A 20,076-nucleotide genomic window follows, 5' to 3' on the forward strand; every position below is an offset into this window, starting at 1 on the left:
TCATTTAAATATACTTAGCGTAGATCGCTGCATGGAGTCGCTTCGCGATCTGGGGCTGTCGAGCTACGAGGACCGGGCGTACCGCGGACTGCTCGGGCTCGGCACCGGGACCGCCGCCGACGTGACCGCCGAGAGCGACGTGCCGAAGGGGCGCATCTACGACGCGCTCGGCGGGTTGGAGTCCCGCGGGCTCGTCCGCGTCCAGAGCGATCGGGAGCCGAAGCGGTACGCGCCGGTCGAGCCCGCAGTCGCCGTCGATCGGCTCGTCGAGGCCAAACGCCGGGAGCTGGAGCGCCGGATCGAGACGTACGAGTCGGGGAAAGACGAGCTGATCGACCAGTTGGCCGACGCTGAGACGACTGACGACCGGTTCTGGACCGCCGCCGTCGGTGCCGAGGATTCGCTGGATCTGCTCTTCGAGCGGGTCGACGCCGCGGCGGACTCGATCGTCGTCGTCGCCACCGAGGTCTCCTCGCAGTTCGAGGTGGACCGCGAGGGGCCGGTCCTCCTCGACCGGCTGCTGTCGGCGATCCGACGCGGCGTCGACGTCTCCGTGCTGTTGTCGCCGGCGATGTTCGACGACGCGCTGGCCGCGATCGACGAGGACCACGCCGTGCTCGCGATGGCACAGGGCGCCTTCACGCTCCGCGTGACCGACGACGTGTACGGTAACTTCTACCTCATCGACGACGAGGAAGTGTGTCTAGAGGTGTCCGACCCGCTCGCGCCCGACCGTCTGTTCGGTATGCTCGACCTGCGCGACCGCGGCTTCGCGACCCGCGTGAGCGACGGGTTCGTTGACGCGTGGGAATCGGCCGACGTGGTCGAGGAGATCTGAGCGCCGATCCGAGAGGGTCGCTGGCTCGAGAGATTCACCGATTCGATGACAGGAGATCGACCGCAGTCACCGAAAAACGCCTTATTTTATCCGTTATGATAATTGTGGGGCGCAGCTTTATCCGATCGCGACCGAAGGAGGGACCGAACCAGCGTGACCCTCCGCCCGACCGACCGCCCGGCGATCGCCTGCCGCGATGTCCGGGCCGATACCGACGACACCCGACAGTCGATCGACGGATCGGCCGAGTCGCCCGCTTCAAGCGGTTCGCCCGCTTCGCCAGTCCCGGGTGCCGACCGGTTCGTCGCGGCTGTCGCGGTCGACGGCGAGGTGCTGTTCGCCGGTCCCTCGGTGCCCGCGGTGCTCGGGATCGAGCGGGCGACCCTCGTCGGTGATGACCTCTTGGATTACGTTCACCCGAACGACCGCGAGCCCGTCTCCGACGCGCTCTCGGCGGTCGCGACCAACCGCGTCGTCACCCACCGGCTCCGCCACGCCAACGGCGGGTTCGTCTGGGTCGAGTCGGTCGTCGACGAGGAGTTAGCCCCCGAGTTCGGTGGGCGCGTCGTCACGGTGCGTCGCGTCGACGCCGAGCAGACCTTCCCGGAGCGGTTCCGGGAGTTCCTGGAGTACGGCACGGATCTGGTCACCGTCGTCGACGCGGACGGGCGGGTCCGGTACGAGAGCCCGGCCGTCGAGGAGGTTCTCGGCTACGAGCAGGGGTCGACCGTGGGGCGCTCCCCGCTCGGCTACGTCCACCCCGACGACCGCGAGCGCGTGACCGAGCGGTTCTACCGCGCGCTCAACGATCCCGACGCGACCCCCACGATGGAGTACCGCTACCGTACCGCCGACGGCAACTGGGTCTGGCTGGAGTCTCGAAGCCGGTCGCTACCCGACGACGTCGCGGTCGGACGCCTGCTCATCAACTCGCGGGACGTGAGCGAGCGGAAGGCGCGCGAGCGCCGGCTCACCGACCGCAACGAGCGGCTCGACCGCTTCGCCAGCATCGTCTCGCACGACCTCCGGAACCCGCTGTCGGTGATCCGAGGATCGATGGAGATGGCGGAGCTAAACGGCGACACAGAGCCCTTGGAGCGCGGCGAGCGCGCCGTCGACCGGATCGACCAGCTGGTCTCGGAGCTGTTGACGCTCGCCCGGCAGGGCTCCGGGATCGACGAGCCGACCGAGTTCGCGCTCGGTGGCGTCGCTCGCGAGGCGTGGGACACCGCCGGGAGCGCGGACGCGACCCTCGTCCTCGGCGCGGATGCCCGAGTGTGCGGCGACCGCGGCCGGCTGCGACAGGTGTTCGAGAACCTGTTCCGGAACGCGACGGAACACGCCGCGCCGGACGGCACAGACGCGATTCGATCGACCGACAGCGGCGAAGACGCCCCACTCACCGTCCTCGTGACCGCGACCGGCGGGGGATTTCTCGTCGCCGACGACGGACCGGGGATCGATCCGGCGCACCGCGAGGAGGTCTTCGACCCTGGCTTCACGACCCGCGAGGACGGGACAGGCTACGGGCTCGACATCGTCCGCGAGGTCGTCGAGTCGCACGGGTGGACGATCGGAGTCCGGAGAGACGGCACCGATCCGGCGTGCCCGGACGACGTGACGGTCCCCGACGGGGCGTGCTTCGTGGTCGGAGGCCCCGACTCCGACGCGGCCGACGCGGACGAACCGTGGATCGACGGGTGACCGCGGTCGGCACGTCGCCGTCCCGTCGCCGCGCGGGCCCGCCCACATCACGCCACCGCGCCGTCCCGTCGCGTTTATTCCTCCCGCGCGCCAATCCGGCCCGTGACCCCCGTCGATGCGACCATCCGGCCAGTCGAGCGCGCCGACCTGCTCGCCGTGGTACGGATCGAGCGAACGTGCTTCTCGGACCCGTGGCCGTACGACGCCTTCGAGCGGCTACTCGAGGAGCCCGCGTTCCTCGTCGCGGAGTGGGAGGGGGCAGTCGTCGGCTACGTCGTCGCGGATTCCACTCCGAACCACGGCCGCGACATCGGCCACGTGAAGGACTTCGCAGTCCACCCCGAGGCGCGCAAGCGAGGGGTCGGTCGGACGCTGCTCCGCTCGGCGCTCGTGCGCCTCCACGCCGTCGGCGTCGCAGTCGTGCGACTTGAGGTCCGCGAGAGCAACGCGGCCGCACGCTCTCTGTACGCGGACGAGGGCTTCGATCCGATCCGCCGCATCTCGAACTACTACCGGGACGGCGAGGACGCGTTCGTGCTCGTCGTCGACCTCGCGGAGTGGACGGCGGGGGAGTGACAGTCTGTCACTTCTCGCGCAGACTTCCGCTTTTTAAAAAGGCTTAGTGCCCCGGAGGCAAACCTCGTGGTATGAGTTCGGTTCCCGAGCGAGCGGAGATCGACGAGGCGTACAAGTGGGACCTCCAGGGCATCTACGCGGACGACGAGGAGTGGGAGTCCGCGTACGAGGCGGTGTCGGAGCGGATCGAGGAGTTGGAGGCGTACGAAGGGCGCGTCGCCGACGACGCCGCGACCCTCCTCGAACTGCTGGAGTTGCGCGAGGCGATCTTCCGCGATCTCGAGCAGGTGATGACGTACGCCCAGCTCCGCAGCGCCGAGGACACCCGGAACCAAGAGTATCAGGCGATGTCCGCGAAGGCGTCCTCGCTCGGCTCCGAGGCGTCGAGCACGATCTCCTATCTCGAACCGGAGCTCCAGTCGCTTACCGAGGCGGACGTGGCGGCGTTCGTCGACGACGAGCCCGCGCTCGCCGAGTACGAGCACTACCTCGACGACGTGTTACGGATGAAAGCCCACACGCGTTCGGCGGAGGTCGAGGAGGTGCTCGCGGACCTGTCAGAGGTTACCGACGCGCCGAGCGAGATCTACTCGATGCTGACGAACGCCGACATGACCTACGGCGTCGTCGAGAACCCCGACGGCGAGGAGGTCGAGATCACGCAGGCGAACTTCACAAAGCTCCAGAAGAACCCGGACCGCAAGTTCCGCGAGCGCGTCCACGAGACGTTCTACGACGAGTGGGCCGGCGTCCGCAACACGGTCGGTACGTCGCTTAAAAAGGCCGTCCGAGAGCACGCGACGAGCGCCGAGATCCGCGGCTACGACTCCGCGCGTCAGGCCGCGCTCGACGGCTCGAACGTCCCGGTCGAAGTGTACGACACCCTCGTCGACACGGTCGACGACAACCTCGACGTGCTTCATCGGCATGCCGAGCTGAAGGCGGACGCGCTCGGCGTCGACCAGTTGGAAAGCCACGACCTGTACATGTCACTGACGGGCGATCAGGGGCCGGACGTGGCGTACGAGCAGGCCCGCGAGTGGGTGATCGAGGCGGTCGCGCCGCTGGGCGAGGCGTACCAAGAGCGGATGGCCGAGGGGCTCGACTCGCGGTGGGTCGACGTGTACGAGAACCGCGGGAAGCGCTCGGGCGCGTTCTCGTCGGGTACGTACGACACCCAGCCGTACATTCTGATGAACTACCAGGACGATATCGCCTCGATGTTCACGCTGGCCCACGAGCTTGGCCACTCGATGCACTCGGAGCTGTCCGGCGACACCCAGCCGTGGCACGATGCGAGCTACGACATCTTCGTCGCCGAGATCGCCTCTACCGTCAACGAGACCCTGCTCACCCACCACCTGCTCGACACGGTCGAGGACGACGAGCTGCGGACCCACGTGCTCGACGAGTATCTCGAACGCTTCCGTTCGACCCTGTTCCGCCAGACGATGTTCGCGGCCTTCGAACAGCGGATTCACGAGCGCGTCGAGGCCGACGACGCGCTCACGCCCGACGCGTTCGACGAGATCTACGCCGACCTCAAAGGCGACTACTACGCGCCCGCCGAACTGACCGGCGGCGTCGAACGAGAGTGGGAGCGGATTCCGCACTTTTACTACAACTTCTACGTGTACCAGTACGCGACCGGCATCTCCGCGGCGGCCGCGATCGTCGAGCGCGTCCTCGACGAGGGCGACGAGGCCGCCGCCGACTACCGCGAGATGCTGCGGGCGGGCGGTTCGGATTACCCCCTCGACGTCGTCGAACTCGCGGGGATCGACATGGCATCGCCCGAACCGATCGAGTCGGCCGTCGGGATCTACGACGAGTACCTCGACGAGATTGCGGCGCTTCTGGACGTGGAGTAGCCGGGAGGGTAAGAGCGGTCGTCGAGTCCGAACTGATCGAATATATCGGTGATCTCAGACGAGTCTTCAGCTCGCTCCCGAATTGGTGAGCAGACACGTGAGTCAGCGAGTACAGCCTGACTGAACTCCGAACACAAGCGTACAGAATATCCCGCTCGTTGGAGGTTCTCAGTCCTCTTCCTGTTTCGAGCTGGTGGGAGCCTCATCCAGTGGTTCCAACAAATCCGGCACACGATCGAAGTACGTTGCGAGTACGCCGCGACGGTCAGTACGCGGGCGTGCATAAGCGAGGTACCAGGCGACACTGCCAACGCTGATTCCAACGGCACCAATGATCGAAATGAGTCCCATCTGAATGATCAGTATGACACCACCGACCACGCCGAGAATCTGCACCGCCGGGTATCCGGGAGATCGAAAGTCCGGGTTATAGAAATCGACATCGGCCTCCCGAAAGACGATCACAGACAGATTCTCCAAGGAGAACACGAGGATGAGAAAGGCACTAGCCAGCTTTGCAAGGTTGACAACTGGAACGAACGCAATGAGCGCGAGCAACACCCCACCAGTCACGAGAACGGCGTTTACCGGCGTCAAAAACCGGTGGTTGATCCGCCCGACCTGATCAGGCAAAAGGGAGTCACGACTCATCGCAAGGAGGAAACGAGACGTTCCGAGAACACCCGCATTCGCCATGCTGGTAAGTGCAAGCACAGCGGTAATAGCGACCACCGTGACGCCCACACCACCAAACACCATCTCGGCACTGTCGGCCATCGGAGTGAGCGAGGTGCCACCGTCCGGGCCGCCGTGAATGAGCGTGTCGGCTGGCACAATGCCAACGATAACGCCCACTACGGCGGTATAAATCACCATCATCACTCCGATGGAAATCAGCATTGCACGAGGGATGTTCCGGCCCGGGTCAGTGATCTCTTCGGCAACGGAGGCGACTTCTCCGATCCCAGCATACGAAACGAAGACGAAAGCGGTGGCGGTGGCAATCCCGCCGATTCCGCGGGTGACAAACGGTGTATACTGTACCGAGTCAGAGGGCACGACTCCGCCGACGACGTAGGCGCCGAGCACGAGTACGACGAACGTTACCAGAACACCCTGCACCTGACCGCTTTTTTCGGTTCCGACAATATTGAGTAAGATGACAATAACTCCGAGGACAAGTGCAACCACTTTCACGAGGGTAGCCGGAATGCTCACGAGCAATAATAGGTATGCACCGAGGCCGACAAGCGCGAAGGCACTTTTGAATACAAGCGAAAACCAGACACCGATACCTGCAATCGTCCCAAAAAGCGGACCCATCGCACGGTCAATATAGATATAGGTCCCACCATCTTCCGGCATCGCCGTCGCCATTTCCGCCTTTGAGAGCGCGTTCGGGAGGACGATTAACCCAGCTAGCAAGTAGGCAACGATGATTGCAGGTCCTGCCTTCTTGTATCCGACTGCAGGGAGAACGAAGATCCCGCCACCGATCATTGCCCCCATGCTCAGCGTCACTGCTGAATAGAGCCCTAGATCTCGGCTCAACTCTCCGTCACTCATTACGTATTTTTTGTATTGAGTGGAGTTATATCTTCGTAATCAGCAATTTGACATAGATGTATTTCGTATTGCTAAATATTGTAAGTGATTTTTAATATGCAGGTAGAGGCTAACAGCAAATAGATGTACTCCTCTACCTGAGTAGCACCTCCAGACACTAGACAAGACGGGAGGCCCAGCAGACATCACAACCGTGTGTTGCTATTCACCTGTTCCCCATCCGATTGAGAACAGACGAGAGTACCACAAGAATGGGACTTCGACAGCGCCGAACCGCCGTCTCCGCGACGCTCCGACGCAACCCTTACGCGTCGTGACCCGCTAAACCGGGTATATGACCGATAAACGCGACGACGACCGCCACGAGTTCTCTGCCGGGCAGGGCGTCGACGCCGAGTACGAGGAGTTCACCCTCGACCCCGAGGAGATCGACGCCGACCCGAACACGGTCGACCCCGTCGACTCCCGCGTCCTCACCGACATCATGGACAAGCGCAACGTCGAGAGCGACGCCATCGACGTCGAGCGGCTGATCGACGTGGGGCTGTCGTACATGGGGATCAACCGCTTCGAGGAGGCGACGGAGACGTTCGAGCGCGCCGCCAGCTTCGCCGACGAGGACTCGCCGGAGGCCCAGGAGGCGTGGGTGAACAAGGGCGCGGCCCACGCCGAGCTCGAAGAGTACGATCAGGCGATCGGCGCCTACGAGGAGGCGCTGCGGATCGACGGCGACTCCGAGCACGCCGCGACCGCCGAGACCAACCTCGCGTACGCGCTCTGGGAGTCGGGCCGCGGCGAGCAGGCGCTCGAACACGCCGAGCGCGCCGTCGAGATCGATCCGCGCTTCGCGGAAGCGTGGTACAACCGCGGATTCCTGCTGGTCGAGCGCGGCCTCGCCGAGGACGCCGTCAGCTGCTTCGACAACGCGATCCGACTCGGCTACCGGAGCGCGGGCGTACTAGAGGAGAAGGCCCGCGCACTCGAAGAGGCCGGCGAACACGAACAGGCCGAGGAGGTCGCCGACCGCGCCGACGAGATCCGGCGCGAGGCGGAAGAGCAGATGGTCGAGGAACAGACCGGTCAGGCGCCCGGACCCGGCGGGCAGGGCCGTCAGGGCGGCCGACCCGGCGGACAGCCCGGTGCCGGCGGTCGGGGCGGCCGCGGCGGTCGAGGCGGGCAGGGCGGCACCCGCGAGGAGCCGGAGCGAGAGCTCCAGGGCGAGGGGCCAGAGGGCTTTTAAATGCTCCTCCGAGAGCGCGAGACCGCCGAGGGGCGGCTCGTCTCCGTCTGCGACACCGACTGCCTCGGCGAAACGTACGACAACGGACGTGCGACGATCACCGTCAGCGAGGAGTTCTACGGCGGCGACGACGCGGTCGAGGCGACCGCCGAGGAGGTCGTCGCGGGGCTCCACCGCGCGCAGGTCGCGAACATCGTCGGCACCGAGGCCGTCGGCGTCGCCGTCGAGGCCGGGCTCGTCGACGAGGAGACCGTACTGGAGTTCGACGAGACGCGACACGCACAACTGCTCTGGCTGTGACCGACCGGCGATGGCACGACGGAGCGACTGACGAGATAATGCGATGAAGCGACTGACGAGAGCCGAGTTGGCCGAGCGCGTGGGGCCGCAACCGCCCTCAGACGCGTTCTGGAACCGCGTGATCGCGGCCGAACGCGGGACGATCAGCGTCGGACCCGAGGTCGTCGGCGACACCGACCGCCGCGAGCGGGAGAACCGGCGTCGGCGCGGCGAGTCCGGCGACGACGGTCCCCTCTCGCCGGGCGACATGATCGATGTAGGCGAGAAGTCGTTCGTCGTCATCGCGGTCGAGGAAACGGAGTCGGGCGGTCGGCGATACCGGATCGACCGCGTGGAAGAGCGAGCAGACACGCAGTAAGGGCGTTATGCGGTCCCAGGACGCACCGACAAGGGCTGATTCGGTGGAATAGTTAATCTGTATCCCAGCCAGCAGGAGGTATGCCACTCGAAGTTCGGGAACGAGACATTCCCGGTGTTGGGATGCGGTACGAGATCGACCTCGACGACCATCAGACGGTGATGGTGCTGTTACACACCAACGGCCGGCGCGAGATATACTATCGCGACACCCAGAAATCGGACGATTTCGAACGGGTATTCAGCCTCTCTGACACGCAAGCGCGGGCGCTCGGGCTTTTTCTCGTCGGCGCGTACTACCAGCCGATCGCGACGAAGTTCGGCCAAGAGTCGTCGTCGGGCAGATATGTCGACTGGTACGCGGTCGATTCGAGATCGCCGCTCGACGGTGTCCAACGAGAGACGGTCCCGTTTACCGACGAGTACGGGGTGACGCTGCTCGCAGTCGAGCGCGACGACGCGGTCCACTCGACTATCGACGACGCGTTCACCTTCGCGGCCGGGGATAGCCTGATCGTCCTCGGGACGGACGGACAGCACAACGACTTCGCGAGGTTCGCGTACGACGGCTGAGAACGAACGGTCGTCGTCGGATGGCTCAGTTGCCATCGTGACCGCGTCTGCACGTCATGGCGTGTTCGTTCGCCTACAGATCTGCGACGTCTTCGATCGCGTCGGTGAGTTCCTTGACGCTCTCGACGGTGTGCTCGCCCATGTGACCGATGCGGAACGTCTCCTCGCCGAGCTGTGAGCCGTAGCCGTTCGAGAAGGCCATATCGTACTCCTCGCTCACGTCCTCGATAGTCGCGGCGACGTCGATGCCCTGCGTGTTCTCGATGCAGGCGACCGTCTGCGACTCGTATCCTTCCTCGGGGAACATCGCGAAGTGCTCGTCGGCCCAGTCGTGAACGTATTCCATCATCTCGCGGTGGCGTTCGTCGCGGGCGGCGTGGCCCTCGTCGAGCATGTGTTTCATCTGCTGGCGGTACGCCAACATGATCGGGATGGCGGGCGTCGAGTGGGTCTGGCCCTTGCGGTCGTAGTAGTCGATGGTGCGCCGGAACCCGCCGTACCACGAGGACTCTCCTTTCTCAACCTCGCGATCGTAGGCGTCGTCGCTGACGACGCAGACCGCCAGCCCCGGCGGCATCGCGAACGCCTTCTGGGTGGACGCGAAGATCACGTCGATGTCGTGGTTGTCGATGTCGACGTAGTCGCCGCCGAGCGCGGAGACGGCGTCGACGACGAAGTAGGTGTCCGGGTAGTCGGCGATTACGTCGCCGATCTCCTCGATGGGGTTGCGGACGCCGGTCGACGACTCGTTCATCACGGTCGCGACCACGTCGTAGTGTTTGTCGGTCGATTCGAGGTGCTCGCGGATATCTTCGGGCTTGACGGCCTCGCCCCACTCGTACTCCAGCCGATCGACGTCTTTGCCGAGTCGCTCGGCGACGTTGGCGTGGCGCTCGCTGAAGCTCCCGCAGGTCGGCACCAAAATGTTCTCGTCGACGAGATTGAGCGTCGACGCCTCCCAGAACTCGGTGCCGGAGGCGGTGAGGATGACCACGTCGTTGTCGGTGCCGAGGAACTCCTTCGTGTCCTCGACGATGGTGGTGTACAGATCGGTCATCCGGTCCATCCGGTGGCCGAACGTCGACTCCGTCATGGCCTCGATAACGTCCTCGCGGACCTCGGTCGGCCCGGGGATGTACAGCGTCTTGTCGTCGTAGTCGTCTCGGTATTCGCGTTTCTTCGTCACGGGATCCACCTGATGGTTGCTACGGGGACGCGTGCGGGTATGTTCCTTGTGATACGCTCGAAAAATCGCGGTCGGAGCGCTTCCAGAACCACGTGCTCGCGTCGCGCTTGCGAAAACCGGAGAGCGACGCCGATTTCTGCAGAGCGCCCCCGACTTCCGAAGACGGCGCCGTTGCCCGGATCAGTCGGGTTTATACGAGCGGAGAAGAGAACAACGGTATGACACACGCCCGAAGAGTTACAACCGTCCGAGGTGATCCGCCGTGAGCGGCGACGGGGAGCTCGCGAAGGACCTCGGGCCGCTCGCGGCGCTCACGATCGGGATCGGAACGATGATCGGTGCCGGGATCTTCGTTCTCCCCGGCACCGCGGTCGCCCGCGCCGGGCCGCTCGCGGCGCTCACGTTCGTCCTCGGTGGCGTGATCGCGCTGTTCACCGCGCTGTCGGCCTCGGAACTGGGGACCGCCATGCCGAAATCGGGCGGGGCGTACTTCTACGTCAACCGTGCGCTCGGGCCCATGTTCGGCTCCGTCGCGGGCTGGGCGAACTGGCTCGGGCTCGCGTTCGCCTCTGCCTTTTATATGTACGGCTTCGGCGAGTACGTCAACGCGCTCGTCGGCCTCGATCCGGTTGGTCTCGGACCGGTGACGCTGGAAGCGGCGCAGGTGATCGGGCTCGCCGGTGCGCTGCTTTTCATCGCGGTCAACTACTTCGGCGCGAAGGAGACGGGAGGGATCCAGATCGTCATCGTGATGTCGCTTCTGGGGATCCTGGCGGTCTTCACCGTCGTCGGCCTGCTGAACGCCGACATGGAGTCGCTGCGGCCGATCGCGCCGCCGGGGACGACGAGTCAGGTGCTTCCGGTGACAGGGATCATCTTCGTCTCGTATCTCGGGTTCGTGCAGATCACCTCGGTCGCCGAGGAGATCAAGGACCCCGGGCGGAACCTTCCGCTCGCAGTCCTCGGCTCGGTCGTCATCGTCACGGTCGTGTACGCGCTGTTCCTCGTCGTGCTGCTCGCGGCGGTCCCGACTGAACTCGTCGCGAACAACGAGACCGCGGTCGTCGACGCCGCCCGACTGCTGTTCGGCAACTACTCCGTGTTCGGCTATTCGCTGGGCGCCGTCGGCGCCGGCATGCTCCTGATCGGCGGGCTGCTCGCGACCGCCTCCTCGGCGAACGCGTCGATCCTCTCGTCGTCGCGGATCAACTTCGCGATGGGTCGCGAGAAAATCGTCACCCCGAAACTCAACCAGATCCACGACCGGTTCGGCACCCCCTACAAGTCGATCGCGCTCACCGGCGCGCTCATCCTCGTGTTCCTCGTCGCCGGCGGCGTCGAGTCGCTGTCGACGATGGGCTCCGTCCTCCACCTCATCGTCTACGGGCTGCTCAACATCGCGCTCATCGTGATGCGCGAGTCGGAGGTCGAGGGGTACGACCCCGACTTCGAGGTCCCCTTCTACCCGATCGTGCCGATAATTGGAACGCTGTCGTCGTTCGCACTGATCGTCTACATCGAACCGCGGATCATCGCGCTGTCGGCCGGACTCGTCGCCTTCGCCGTGCTCTGGTACCTGCTGTACGCTCGCGGAAAGGTGGAGTCGCGCGGTGTGTTGGGCGCATGGATCCTCGACCGGTCCGACGACCTCCCGAAGGCCGCCGTGTCGGCCGCCACCTCGGTCCAACCGAGCGGTGACGACTACCGCGTGATGGTGCCGCTAGCGAACCCCGCGACCGAAGAGCACCTGATCACGCTGGCGTCGGCCATCGCCAAGCAGCGGAACGGGACGGTCGTCGCGGTCAACATCGCGAACGTGCCCGACCAGACCTCGCTGGAGGCGGCCCGCGACCGCGGCGCCCACGAGGCGGCACACGACCTGCTCGACAAGGCCCGCGACGACGCCGAGACGTTCGGCGTTGACGTGGAGACCCACGTCGTCCTCTCACACCGCGTGTTCGAAGAGGTGTTCGACGCCGCGCGCACCTACGGCGCCGACCTCACGGTGATGGGCTGGGGCGAGGACTCCCACGGGGCGCCGGGGCGCGCCGAGTCCGCCGTCGACGAGCTGGCGCACTCGCTCCCCTCCGACTTCCTCGTGTTCCGCGACCGCGGGTTCGACGCCTCGCGGATCCTCGTGCCGACCGCCGGCGGTCCGGCCTCGGACCTGTCCGGCGCAGTCGCCCGAATGTTACAGGCCGAGTTCGGCGGCGAGGTCACCTTGCTTCACGTCGCCGACGACGAGGCCGAAGGGCGGGCGTTCCTCTCCGAGTGGGCCGACCAGCACGGCCTCTCGGACGCGACCCTGCGGATCGAGAGCGGCGACGTCGAGGCGTCCATCGAGCGCGCGGCGCGCGACGCCACGATGCTCATCGTCGGCGCGACGGAGAAAGGGCTGCTCTCGCGGCTGGTCAGCGGGTCGCTCGTGTTGGACGTGCTCAACGAGGTGGAGTGTTCCGTGCTGCTCGCGGAGAAGCGCGGCGACCGCGGTATCGTCGGCCGGCTGTTCGGCAGCGGGACGCGGTCGAACGACATCGTCGAGACCGACGAGACGCCCGCCGACACCGGCGTCACGCCGGAGCCGTCGACGCCGGAGATCGACGACAGCGACGCGGAGAAGTGAGGCGCAAGTCGGCGGTTACACGTGCGGATTTAGCTGGCGGGAATTGTTTATAAGTGAAAGCGGAGGCTACGTGGTCTATTTATAAGGGAATGTGCGGTGGCGCGCCCCGGTAAGCGGCCCGAAGGGCCGCGAACCGACGGTGCGAGGGAGTCGGTCGCCCGAGCAACGCGGAGGGCGACCGACGAGGCTGGGGAGGTGTGAGGCTGTGGTTGCGGTGCGGGCGGGGTGGGACTGAAAGGGGGCAGTCGCCGGCGGCTTTGCCGCCGGCTGCAAGCGAGAGCTTCGCTCTCGCCCTGCCACGAGGACGAAGCACACCGACGTAAGCACCGCAGCAAGCCGCGCGAGTCGTCGCGGCTGGGGCTTTGGAGGTGTTCACCGTCGATCTACCGGCAATCACTTATAAGTGAACACCGGCGTATCCACGGCGACACGCATTAGCGCGCTGAGCCGCAACCGATACGTATGGCCACGGAGTCCTGTGACGTCTGCGAGCGGTCCGTCAGGATCGCCGGCGGAATCGGCGACCTGTGGAACTTCGCGTTCGAGTCGACGCAGGGACTGACGCTGGAGCTGACCGACGGCTCCGAGTTCTTCCTCTGTTTCGAGTGTATGGAGTCGCTGCCGGACGACCACGAGCCGACCGCCGACGACGTCGCCGACTTACGGGCGCGAACCGAGCCGGTTGAAGGCGGTCGCGACCACTTCTGGCACTGGAAGTAAAACGGCTGGATCAGCGTGTTTCAGCGGTCGGTCGTTTATAAGTCGTTGACGATGGATCGACGGTGAACACTTCCAAAGCCCCAGCCGCGAGGACTCGCGTGACTCGCTGCGGTCCTCGGTCGGTCGCTAGCGCTCTCTCCCTATGGTCCTTGCGTCGTCATGCGTCGTCCTCGCGGCAGGGCGAGAGCGAAGCTCTCGCTTGCAGCCGGCGGCAAAGCCGCCGGCGACTGCCCCCTTTGAGTCCCGCCCGCACAGCACCGCAGCCTCACGCCTCCCCAGCCTCGTCGGTCGTCCTCCGCGTTGCTCCGGACGACCGACTCCCTCGCGGGCTCCTCGCGGGCCGATGGCCCGCTCGGAGGCACGCCACCACTTCGTTCACTTATAAAGCGCCGCACTCACTCCTCGCCAATCCCGATCATGTGCGCGTCTGCCGGATCGAAGCCGACGACGACCTCGCCAGAAAGGGGATCGCGCGTCCGGACCACGAGGTCGCGACCGCCCCAGTCGAGGGTTATCCGGGTCGTCTCGCCGAGGAACTCCGCGCTCTCGACGGTCGCCCGGATTCGGCTCTCCCCGTCGCCGATTCGCAGGTACTCGGGGCGGACGCAGAAGGTGAGGCGGTCGCCGGGCGCGACATCAATCACGTCATCCACCTCGACCCGGAGGATCTCACCGCCCACGTCGACGCCGGCGGTTCGGGGAGCGCTGTCGTCCACGTCTCCCCCCTCGACATCGACCACCCGCCCCACGAACACGTTGTTGTCGCCGACGAACTCCGCGACGAACCGGCTCGACGGCTCCCGGTACACCGTCCGCGGGGGCGCGATCTGCTCCGGCGTCCCGTCGCGCATCACCGCGACGCGGTCGGAGATCGCCAGCGCCTCCTCCTGATCGTGGGTGACGTAGACGGTGGTGATCCCGAGCTCCGACTGGATGCGCCGGACCTGCACCCGGAGGCGTTCGCGGAGCTGCGCGTCGAGCGCGCTCATCGGCTCGTCGAGGAGGAGGAGATCGGGACCCGGCGCGAGCGCGCGGGCCATCGCGACGCGCTGCTGCTGTCCGCCTGAGAGGCTCTCCGGATCGCGGTCGGCGGCGTCGGGCAGGTCCACCAGTTCGAGCAGCTCCGCGACGCGCTCCGAGCGACTCATTCCCTCTGGCGGGTCGGCGAAGTTGAGCCCGTAGCCGACGTTCTCGCCGACGGTCATGTGCGGGAACAGCGCGTAGTTCTGGAAGACGACGCCCACGTCCCGGTCCTCCGGAGGCACCCCCGCGACTGACTCGCCCGAAAAGCGGATCGTCCCCGCGGTCGGCTCCTCGAACCCCGCGATCAGCCGGAGCGTCGTCGTCTTCCCGCAGCCGGAGGGGCCGACGAGCGTGAAGAACTCCCCTTCGCGCACGCTGAGGCTCACGTCGTCGACGGCGGCGGTGTCGCCGTAGCGCTTGGTCACGCCGTCGAGTTCGACGGCGGGGGGGCCATTGGGTGAGTCGGCGGCGGCTTGGAGAGCCGGATCAGAGCCCACGCGTCTCACCCCCGAGACGCTCGATAACGACGAAGCTGAGCCCGGTGACGACCAGCAGGACGACGCCCATTGCGGTCGCCGGTCCGAGCCGGCGCCCGATGAAGCGTTCGATGGCGACCGGCATCGTGTAGGCGTCGGCGCCGGTGGCAAGCACCACCGTCGCCGTGAACTCGCCGATCGAGATGGCGAACGCGAACGCCGCGCCGGCGACGACGCCCGGCCACACGAGGGGGAGCTCCACGTCCCGGAGCACCCGCGCCCGCGAGGCACCGAGCGCCCGCGCCGACTCGATCAGCGAGCGGTCGAGCCCCTCCAGCCCGGGCGCGACGGTCCGGACCACGAACGGGTAGCCGGCGATCGCGTGCGCGACGACGATGGCTACCGCGCCGGTCGCCGCGAACCGCCACCCCGCGATCTCCACGCCGAAGACGAGCCCGCGGAGGAGCCCGAGTCCGACGATGATCCCGGACACCGCAAGCGGCGCCATCGCGACCGCGTCGACCAGCTTCCGCCCGCGGAACCGCCGGGTCGTCAGCACCGCGACGACGACGCCCATCGGAAGCGCAAGCAGGGTCGCGGCGCTCGCGAACGTCAGCGAGTTGCGGATCGCGGGCCACGGCCGCACCTGAAACGCCGCCCCCGTCTGCTGGCGGTCGATGAGGAACCGGTAGTGGTCGAGCGTGAGCGCGCCGTCACCGCCCGTGACGCTCGCGAGCACCATCGAGGCAATGGGCGCGACGAAGACGAGCCCCGCGACGACGGCGTAGGCGGCGAGGCCGATCCGGGGAAGCACCTCTCGGAGGGTGGGGGCGGCTGGGACGAGAGACCTGCGCGGGAGGGGTCGGACCCCGCGAGAGCTGACCGTGTTTCGCGCCTCGTACCGCAGGTACGCGAGCAGCACCCCCAGCGAGATGACGAGCTCGACGATCGCCAGCGCGGCCGCCTCGGCGTAGTTCAGGTCGCGAACAAGCCGGTAGACGAACACCTCGACCGTCGCTAGCTCGAACCCCCCGAGCGCGAGGACGATGGGGAAGGTGCCGAACGTGAACACGAAGGTGAGCGCCGCGCCCGTCAGCACGGCGGGATACACCTGCGGCGCGACCACGTCGAAAAACGCCCGGGTCGGCCCCGCGCCGAGGCTCCGAGCGGTCTCGACCGCACTCGCGTCGACCGACTCCCACGCCGCGGTCGTCACCCGGGCGACGAGCGGCGCGTTGTAGAACGCGTGGGCGATCACGATCGCTTCCAGCGTGAACATGAGGTCGACGGGCGGGAGCCCGAGCGCGCCGAGAACCCCGTTGAGGGTCCCGTTCCGGCCGAACGTGGCGACGAAGCCGACGGCGACCATGATCGACGGGAGCACGAACGGGACGATCGTCAGCGATCGCAGGGTGCGTCGCCCCGGGAACTCGAAGCGCGCGAGGAGGTAGGCGGCCGGGAGCCCCAAGGCGACGCTGGCGATCGTCGACAGCGCGGCCTGATACGCGGTGAACCCGACGATCCCGAGCCGCCGGTCCGGACCGAGCAGATCGCGCGCGACCGCGATCGGCGACTCGCCCGCGAACAGCCGGGCGAACTCACCGAAGTAGAACGGGTCACGGAGCAGCTCGACGAATATGGCGAGCGTGGGGACGCCGTCGACGACGACCGCCTCGATCAGGACCGTCCCGACCGGGTAGTAGAACGCGGCGACGAGCACGACGCTCGTGACGACCGCGAGCGCGGTCAGCAGGCGCCCACGGAGGCGCCGGGTGATCTGCTCGCGAAGAGTGCGACGGCTGCCGTCGGCACCGCGGCTAGCGTCTGACACGCCGCCGTCAGTTCCCGGCGTACTGTCGCTCCCAGTCTTCGACCCACTCACTGACCGAGCCTTGGAGCTCGTCGTACGTGAACGTCACCGGTTCGGACGGCTCCTGCGCCAGTTCGGCGTAGTCGTCGGGGAGCTCGGCCGTGTCGGTCGCGGGGAACGCGACGTTGCGCTCGGCGATAACCCCCTGCACGTCCGGCTCCAGCATGAACGACATGAACTCGCGGGCGAGCTCCGGCTCGTCTGCGTCGGCGAAGACGGCCATCCCCTCCGGGTTGGCGTACGCCTGATCGTTCAGGAACCGAATTTGGTGTTTCTCCAAGTCTGCCCCCTCCATGCTCGCGAACACCTGATCGGTCGAGTAGGAGACGACCATCGGGGCCTCCCCCCCGCTCCAGGCGGCGTAGGCGTCGTCCCACGAGCCGAGCACACGCACGTCGTTGTCCTGTAGCTCCGCCCAGTAGTCGAGGTAGTCGTAGTCGGGGTCGCCGTCGCCGCCCTCCACCGACCCGTCCGGCCCGTCGCCGAACCGGTGGACCGTGTGGAGCAGGAACGACCGCCCCGTCGTCGAGGCGCCGGGATTCTGCGCGATGAGCGCGCCTGCGTGCTCGTCATCCAGCAGGCCCTCGAACGTCTCCGGCGCCTCGATCGCGGTGCCGTCGTACACGAGGCTCACGTAGCCGGTGTCGAAGGGAACCGCGCGGTCGAACGGGTCGAACAACAGCCCCTCCCGCACGTCGTCGAATCCCTCGACCTCGCCGCGCTCGACGAACAGGTCGTCGTCGAGCGTCTCGTCGACGCGCACCAAGTCTTCGGTGGTGAGCCCGACGTAGAGGTCGGCGTCGATCGACACCCCCGAACTGGCCCGCTCGACGTAGTAGTTCACCTCGTTGTCCGGGGTCGCCCACTCCAGTTCGGCGTCGACGCGCGACTCGAACGCCTCCTTGAGCCACTCACCGGGACTCACCGACGGCGCGTCGATGAAGCTACTGTAGGTCGCGACCGTCAGGGTAGGGGTCTCCTCGTCGTCGCCGTCGCCATCGTCACCGTCGCTGGACCCCGGCCCGTCGGCGCTGTCATCACCGGCGGTCCCGTTTTCTCCGTCTCCGTCCTCACCGTCCGTCGGCTCGGCACTACACCCCGCGAGCGCGACGGCGCCCGCCGCGCCGCCGAGCGCGAGGAACCGCCGGCGGGTGGGGACCCCGGTACGTCGATCGGTGCGTCTGCCGGCGCCGCCGCCAGAGTCCGCCTGCCGGTCGTCGGGGGCGTCACGCCGGTCCGTCTCGGTCGCGTCGTCGTTAGTCATTACCGGGTTGTTACACCCGGTGGTTACAAAAAGGATCCGCGTCGCCGACAGCGGGCGACCGCGAGAGGACTGGCGAAGCGAAAACGAAGACTCAACGCGCGAACGAAACGGCGGTATCACCCTCGATAGCGCCGCCGACACAGATTTACCACGTCTCGGTCTTCGGACCCCTATGAGCGAGGAACCGAGAGAAGGAAGGGGAAGAGCAGCGACGACGAGCGGACTGACCAGCGTCACGCGGCGTCGCCTGCTCGCGGGGGGTGCGGCCGTCGCCGTCGCGGGACTAGCAGGTTGTCTGGGCACCCGAGACGGACCGGTGCCGGAGCCGAGGGTGACCAGCGACCGGATCGACGACGGCTGGCGGCTCCTCGACGAGTCGGAGAGCACGGTGTTCGAGCAGTCGTACGGGCCAGTGACGGTGACTGCGCTCGAACACACCCGGATCTACGAGTACGTCTCGGTCGCCGAGGCGCTGTCAGAGGCGTTCGGTGCGAGCGGGTCGCCGGTCGTCTTCTTCGCCACTCGGATCGACATCCGGCCGGCGATCGACAGCCTCCCGGCCGGGATCGGCCGGGACCGGCTGATGACGGAGGTGGAGTCGGCCGCGGTCGAGGCGTTCCGGTCGCAGCTGAACGCGAGCGGGATCGAGAACGTCGAGATCGTCGATCAGGGGACGAGCACGGTGGAGACCGGCCACACCGCGACGACGTGGCGGCTGACGGGCGAGTTCGCCTTCGAGGGCGAGATCCCGACTGCGGGCGGGTCGACGGCGGATCTCGGCGAGACCGTCGATATCGAAGCGCGGCTGGGCGTCTGGCACGACGGCACCGACGTGTTGGTCGCCGGCGGCGCGCACCCGGCGGAGCCGCTCATCGAGACGATTGACGAGGCCCTTCCGAACCTGATCGACGCGGAGACCGCGATTGGCGCAGTCGCGGACGCGGAGGCCGCCGACGCGCTTGCGACCGAATCCGATACCTTCGACGAGGAGATCTCGGCGCTGCTCATCTCGGTGGAGTGAGCGCGGTCGCAGTTTGAGAGGGTTCCAATACCGCCCGAACCGACCGGTTTAATCGGCGGCCGCGACTGTACCGCAGTATGAGCCACTTCCCTTCCTTCGAGGTGATCCCCGCCGTCGACGTGCAGGACGGCGAGGTCGTCCAGCTGGTCGGCGGCGAGCGCGGCACTGGCAAGCGGTACGGCGACCCGGTGGAGGCCGCCGAACGCTGGATCGAGGCGGGCGCCGAGACGCTCCACCTCGTCGACCTCGACGGCGCGTTCGAGGGCGAGCGCGTCAACGCCGACGCGATCGAGGCGGTCGTCGAGAACGTCCCGGACGAGATCGGCCTCCAGCTCGGCGGCGGCATCCGGACCGCCGAGGGCGCGCGAGAGCTCCTCGATCTGGGGCTGGACCGCGTCATCCTCGGGACCGCGGCGGTCGAGACGCCCGAGATCGTCGCCGAGATCGACGAGACGCACCCCGGCAGCGTCGTCGTCAGCCTCGACGCGAAAGACGGCGAGGTCGTCGTGAGCGGGTGGACCGAGGGGACCGGCCTCGACCCGGCGGAGGCGGCCGCACGCTACGAGGAGCTGGGCGCGGGCGCGATCCTCTTTACGAACGTCGACGTGGAGGGGCAGCTGGAAGGGATCGACCGCGAGGCGGTGGAGAGCGTCGTCGACGCAGTGGAGATCCCCGTGATCGCCTCCGGGGGCGTGGCGGCGATCGACGACGTGGTCGCACTGAAGGAGGCTGGCTCGGCTGCGGTCGTCGTGGGGACCGCGCTGTACGAAGGCGAGTTCACGCTGCGAGAGGCGCAGACAGCCGCGGACGGGAAGTGACTGCGGGGCACTCGGGACCGTAGACGGGAAGCGACCGAAGGCGACGGTCG

The 20,076-nt window shown here is 66.9% G+C and carries 17 protein-coding genes; 12 read left to right on the top strand and 5 right to left on the bottom strand.

Going from position 1 to position 20,076, the window contains the following annotated elements:
• Positions 1 to 31: 31 nt before the first annotated feature.
• The 4 genes from HLAC_RS13320 to pepF all read left to right on the top strand — a co-directional run bounded on the left by HLAC_RS13320 (position 32) and on the right by pepF (position 4,989).
• On the top strand, positions 32 to 838 hold the full coding sequence (locus tag HLAC_RS13320; protein WP_015911364.1) for a TrmB family transcriptional regulator: 807 nt from the start codon (positions 32 to 34) through the stop codon (positions 836 to 838).
• 153 nt (positions 839 to 991) lie between these two features.
• Entirely contained in the window at positions 992 to 2,542 is a 1,551-nt protein-coding gene (locus HLAC_RS13325; RefSeq protein WP_015911365.1) for a PAS domain-containing protein, read from the top strand.
• Between the two features lie 102 nt (positions 2,543 to 2,644).
• Positions 2,645 to 3,118, top strand: a complete 474-nt coding sequence (rimI, locus tag HLAC_RS13330) for a ribosomal protein S18-alanine N-acetyltransferase (protein WP_015911366.1) — start codon at positions 2,645 to 2,647, stop codon at positions 3,116 to 3,118.
• Between the two features lie 71 nt (positions 3,119 to 3,189).
• Positions 3,190 to 4,989, top strand: coding sequence for an oligoendopeptidase F (gene pepF / locus HLAC_RS13335; protein ID WP_015911367.1), 1,800 nt, complete (start codon positions 3,190 to 3,192; stop codon positions 4,987 to 4,989).
• Between the two features lie 168 nt (positions 4,990 to 5,157).
• Here the strand turns inward: pepF and HLAC_RS13340 are convergent, their stop codons facing one another.
• Positions 5,158 to 6,555 (bottom strand): APC family permease, encoded by a 1,398-nt coding sequence (locus HLAC_RS13340; protein WP_015911368.1) that lies wholly within the window; start codon positions 6,553 to 6,555, stop codon positions 5,158 to 5,160.
• 334 nt (positions 6,556 to 6,889) lie between these two features.
• Here HLAC_RS13340 and HLAC_RS13345 point away from each other — a divergent pair, with 334 nt between their 5' ends.
• From HLAC_RS13345 to HLAC_RS13360, 4 genes are all read left to right on the top strand, one after another.
• Complete coding sequence (locus tag HLAC_RS13345) at positions 6,890 to 7,795, top strand: tetratricopeptide repeat protein (protein WP_015911369.1); 906 nt, start codon at positions 6,890 to 6,892, stop codon at positions 7,793 to 7,795.
• On the top strand, positions 7,796 to 8,095 hold the full coding sequence (locus tag HLAC_RS13350) for a DUF424 domain-containing protein (protein ID WP_015911370.1): 300 nt from the start codon (positions 7,796 to 7,798) through the stop codon (positions 8,093 to 8,095).
• A 43-nt stretch (positions 8,096 to 8,138) separates the two neighbouring features.
• On the top strand, positions 8,139 to 8,453 hold the full coding sequence (locus HLAC_RS13355) for a hypothetical protein (protein ID WP_015911371.1): 315 nt from the start codon (positions 8,139 to 8,141) through the stop codon (positions 8,451 to 8,453).
• Between the two features lie 80 nt (positions 8,454 to 8,533).
• Positions 8,534 to 9,025 (top strand): cation:proton antiporter regulatory subunit, encoded by a 492-nt coding sequence (locus HLAC_RS13360; RefSeq protein WP_015911372.1) that lies wholly within the window; start codon positions 8,534 to 8,536, stop codon positions 9,023 to 9,025.
• Between the two features lie 73 nt (positions 9,026 to 9,098).
• Here HLAC_RS13360 and HLAC_RS13365 read toward each other — a convergent pair whose 3' ends face one another.
• Complete coding sequence (locus HLAC_RS13365; RefSeq protein WP_015911373.1) at positions 9,099 to 10,211, bottom strand: pyridoxal-phosphate-dependent aminotransferase family protein; 1,113 nt, start codon at positions 10,209 to 10,211, stop codon at positions 9,099 to 9,101.
• A 262-nt stretch (positions 10,212 to 10,473) separates the two neighbouring features.
• Between HLAC_RS13365 and HLAC_RS13370 the strand changes: the two genes are divergently transcribed.
• Both HLAC_RS13370 and HLAC_RS13375 read left to right on the top strand, forming a co-directional pair.
• A complete protein-coding gene (locus tag HLAC_RS13370) occupies positions 10,474 to 12,834 on the top strand; it encodes an amino acid permease (RefSeq protein WP_015911374.1) in 2,361 nt (786 codons plus the stop codon).
• A 462-nt stretch (positions 12,835 to 13,296) separates the two neighbouring features.
• Positions 13,297 to 13,554, top strand: coding sequence for a DUF7561 family protein (locus HLAC_RS13375; RefSeq protein WP_015911375.1), 258 nt, complete (start codon positions 13,297 to 13,299; stop codon positions 13,552 to 13,554).
• Positions 13,555 to 13,949: 395 nt separating this feature from the next.
• On the opposite strand, the gene HLAC_RS13380 is transcribed toward HLAC_RS13375, so the two are convergent.
• The 3 genes from HLAC_RS13380 to HLAC_RS13390 are packed head-to-tail and all read right to left on the bottom strand — an operon-like array spanning position 13,950 to position 18,187.
• The gene (locus HLAC_RS13380; RefSeq protein ID WP_015911376.1) at positions 13,950 to 15,074 is read right to left on the bottom strand and encodes an ABC transporter ATP-binding protein; all 1,125 of its coding nucleotides are present in this window, start codon (positions 15,072 to 15,074) and stop codon (positions 13,950 to 13,952) included.
• Positions 15,064 to 16,884 carry an ABC transporter permease gene (locus HLAC_RS13385; RefSeq protein WP_015911377.1) on the bottom strand — a complete coding sequence of 607 codons (1,821 nt, stop codon included), beginning with the start codon at positions 16,882 to 16,884 and terminating at the stop codon, positions 15,064 to 15,066. Before HLAC_RS13385 ends, HLAC_RS13380 begins: the two co-directional genes overlap by 11 nt.
• A gap of 7 nt (positions 16,885 to 16,891) precedes the next feature.
• Complete coding sequence (locus HLAC_RS13390) at positions 16,892 to 18,187, bottom strand: thiamine ABC transporter substrate-binding protein (protein WP_015911378.1); 1,296 nt, start codon at positions 18,185 to 18,187, stop codon at positions 16,892 to 16,894.
• A gap of 172 nt (positions 18,188 to 18,359) precedes the next feature.
• Between HLAC_RS13390 and HLAC_RS13395 the strand changes: the two genes are divergently transcribed.
• Together HLAC_RS13395 and hisA are read left to right on the top strand one after the other, a co-directional pair.
• On the top strand, positions 18,360 to 19,208 hold the full coding sequence (locus tag HLAC_RS13395; protein WP_015911379.1) for a DUF6517 family protein: 849 nt from the start codon (positions 18,360 to 18,362) through the stop codon (positions 19,206 to 19,208).
• A gap of 77 nt (positions 19,209 to 19,285) precedes the next feature.
• Positions 19,286 to 20,026 carry a 1-(5-phosphoribosyl)-5-[(5-phosphoribosylamino)methylideneamino]imidazole-4-carboxamide isomerase gene (hisA, locus tag HLAC_RS13400; RefSeq protein ID WP_015911380.1) on the top strand — a complete coding sequence of 247 codons (741 nt, stop codon included), beginning with the start codon at positions 19,286 to 19,288 and terminating at the stop codon, positions 20,024 to 20,026.
• Positions 20,027 to 20,076 lie beyond the last annotated feature (50 nt).

It is taken from the genome of Halorubrum lacusprofundi ATCC 49239 (assembly GCF_000022205.1).
GTDB classification, from domain to species: domain Archaea; phylum Halobacteriota; class Halobacteria; order Halobacteriales; family Haloferacaceae; genus Halorubrum; species Halorubrum lacusprofundi.

What these genes read in the sequence shown, in the direction of transcription:
- HLAC_RS13360 (WP_015911372.1), top strand. Translation starts at nt 8,534, where the DNA reads ATGCCACTCGAAGTTCGGGAACGAGACATTCCCGGTGTTGGGATGCGG.
- HLAC_RS13350 (WP_015911370.1), top strand. Translation starts at nt 7,796, where the DNA reads ATGCTCCTCCGAGAGCGCGAGACCGCCGAGGGGCGGCTCGTCTCCGTC.
- HLAC_RS13320 (WP_015911364.1), top strand. Translation starts at nt 32, where the DNA reads ATGGAGTCGCTTCGCGATCTGGGGCTGTCGAGCTACGAGGACCGGGCG.
- HLAC_RS13355 (WP_015911371.1), top strand. Translation starts at nt 8,139, where the DNA reads ATGAAGCGACTGACGAGAGCCGAGTTGGCCGAGCGCGTGGGGCCGCAA.
- HLAC_RS13340 (WP_015911368.1), bottom strand. Translation starts at nt 6,555, where the DNA reads ATGAGTGACGGAGAGTTGAGCCGAGATCTAGGGCTCTATTCAGCAGTG.
- HLAC_RS13390 (WP_015911378.1), bottom strand. Translation starts at nt 18,187, where the DNA reads ATGACTAACGACGACGCGACCGAGACGGACCGGCGTGACGCCCCCGAC.
- HLAC_RS13345 (WP_015911369.1), top strand. Translation starts at nt 6,890, where the DNA reads ATGACCGATAAACGCGACGACGACCGCCACGAGTTCTCTGCCGGGCAG.
- pepF (WP_015911367.1), top strand. Translation starts at nt 3,190, where the DNA reads ATGAGTTCGGTTCCCGAGCGAGCGGAGATCGACGAGGCGTACAAGTGG.
- HLAC_RS13375 (WP_015911375.1), top strand. Translation starts at nt 13,297, where the DNA reads ATGGCCACGGAGTCCTGTGACGTCTGCGAGCGGTCCGTCAGGATCGCC.
- HLAC_RS13395 (WP_015911379.1), top strand. Translation starts at nt 18,360, where the DNA reads ATGAGCGAGGAACCGAGAGAAGGAAGGGGAAGAGCAGCGACGACGAGC.
- hisA (WP_015911380.1), top strand. Translation starts at nt 19,286, where the DNA reads ATGAGCCACTTCCCTTCCTTCGAGGTGATCCCCGCCGTCGACGTGCAG.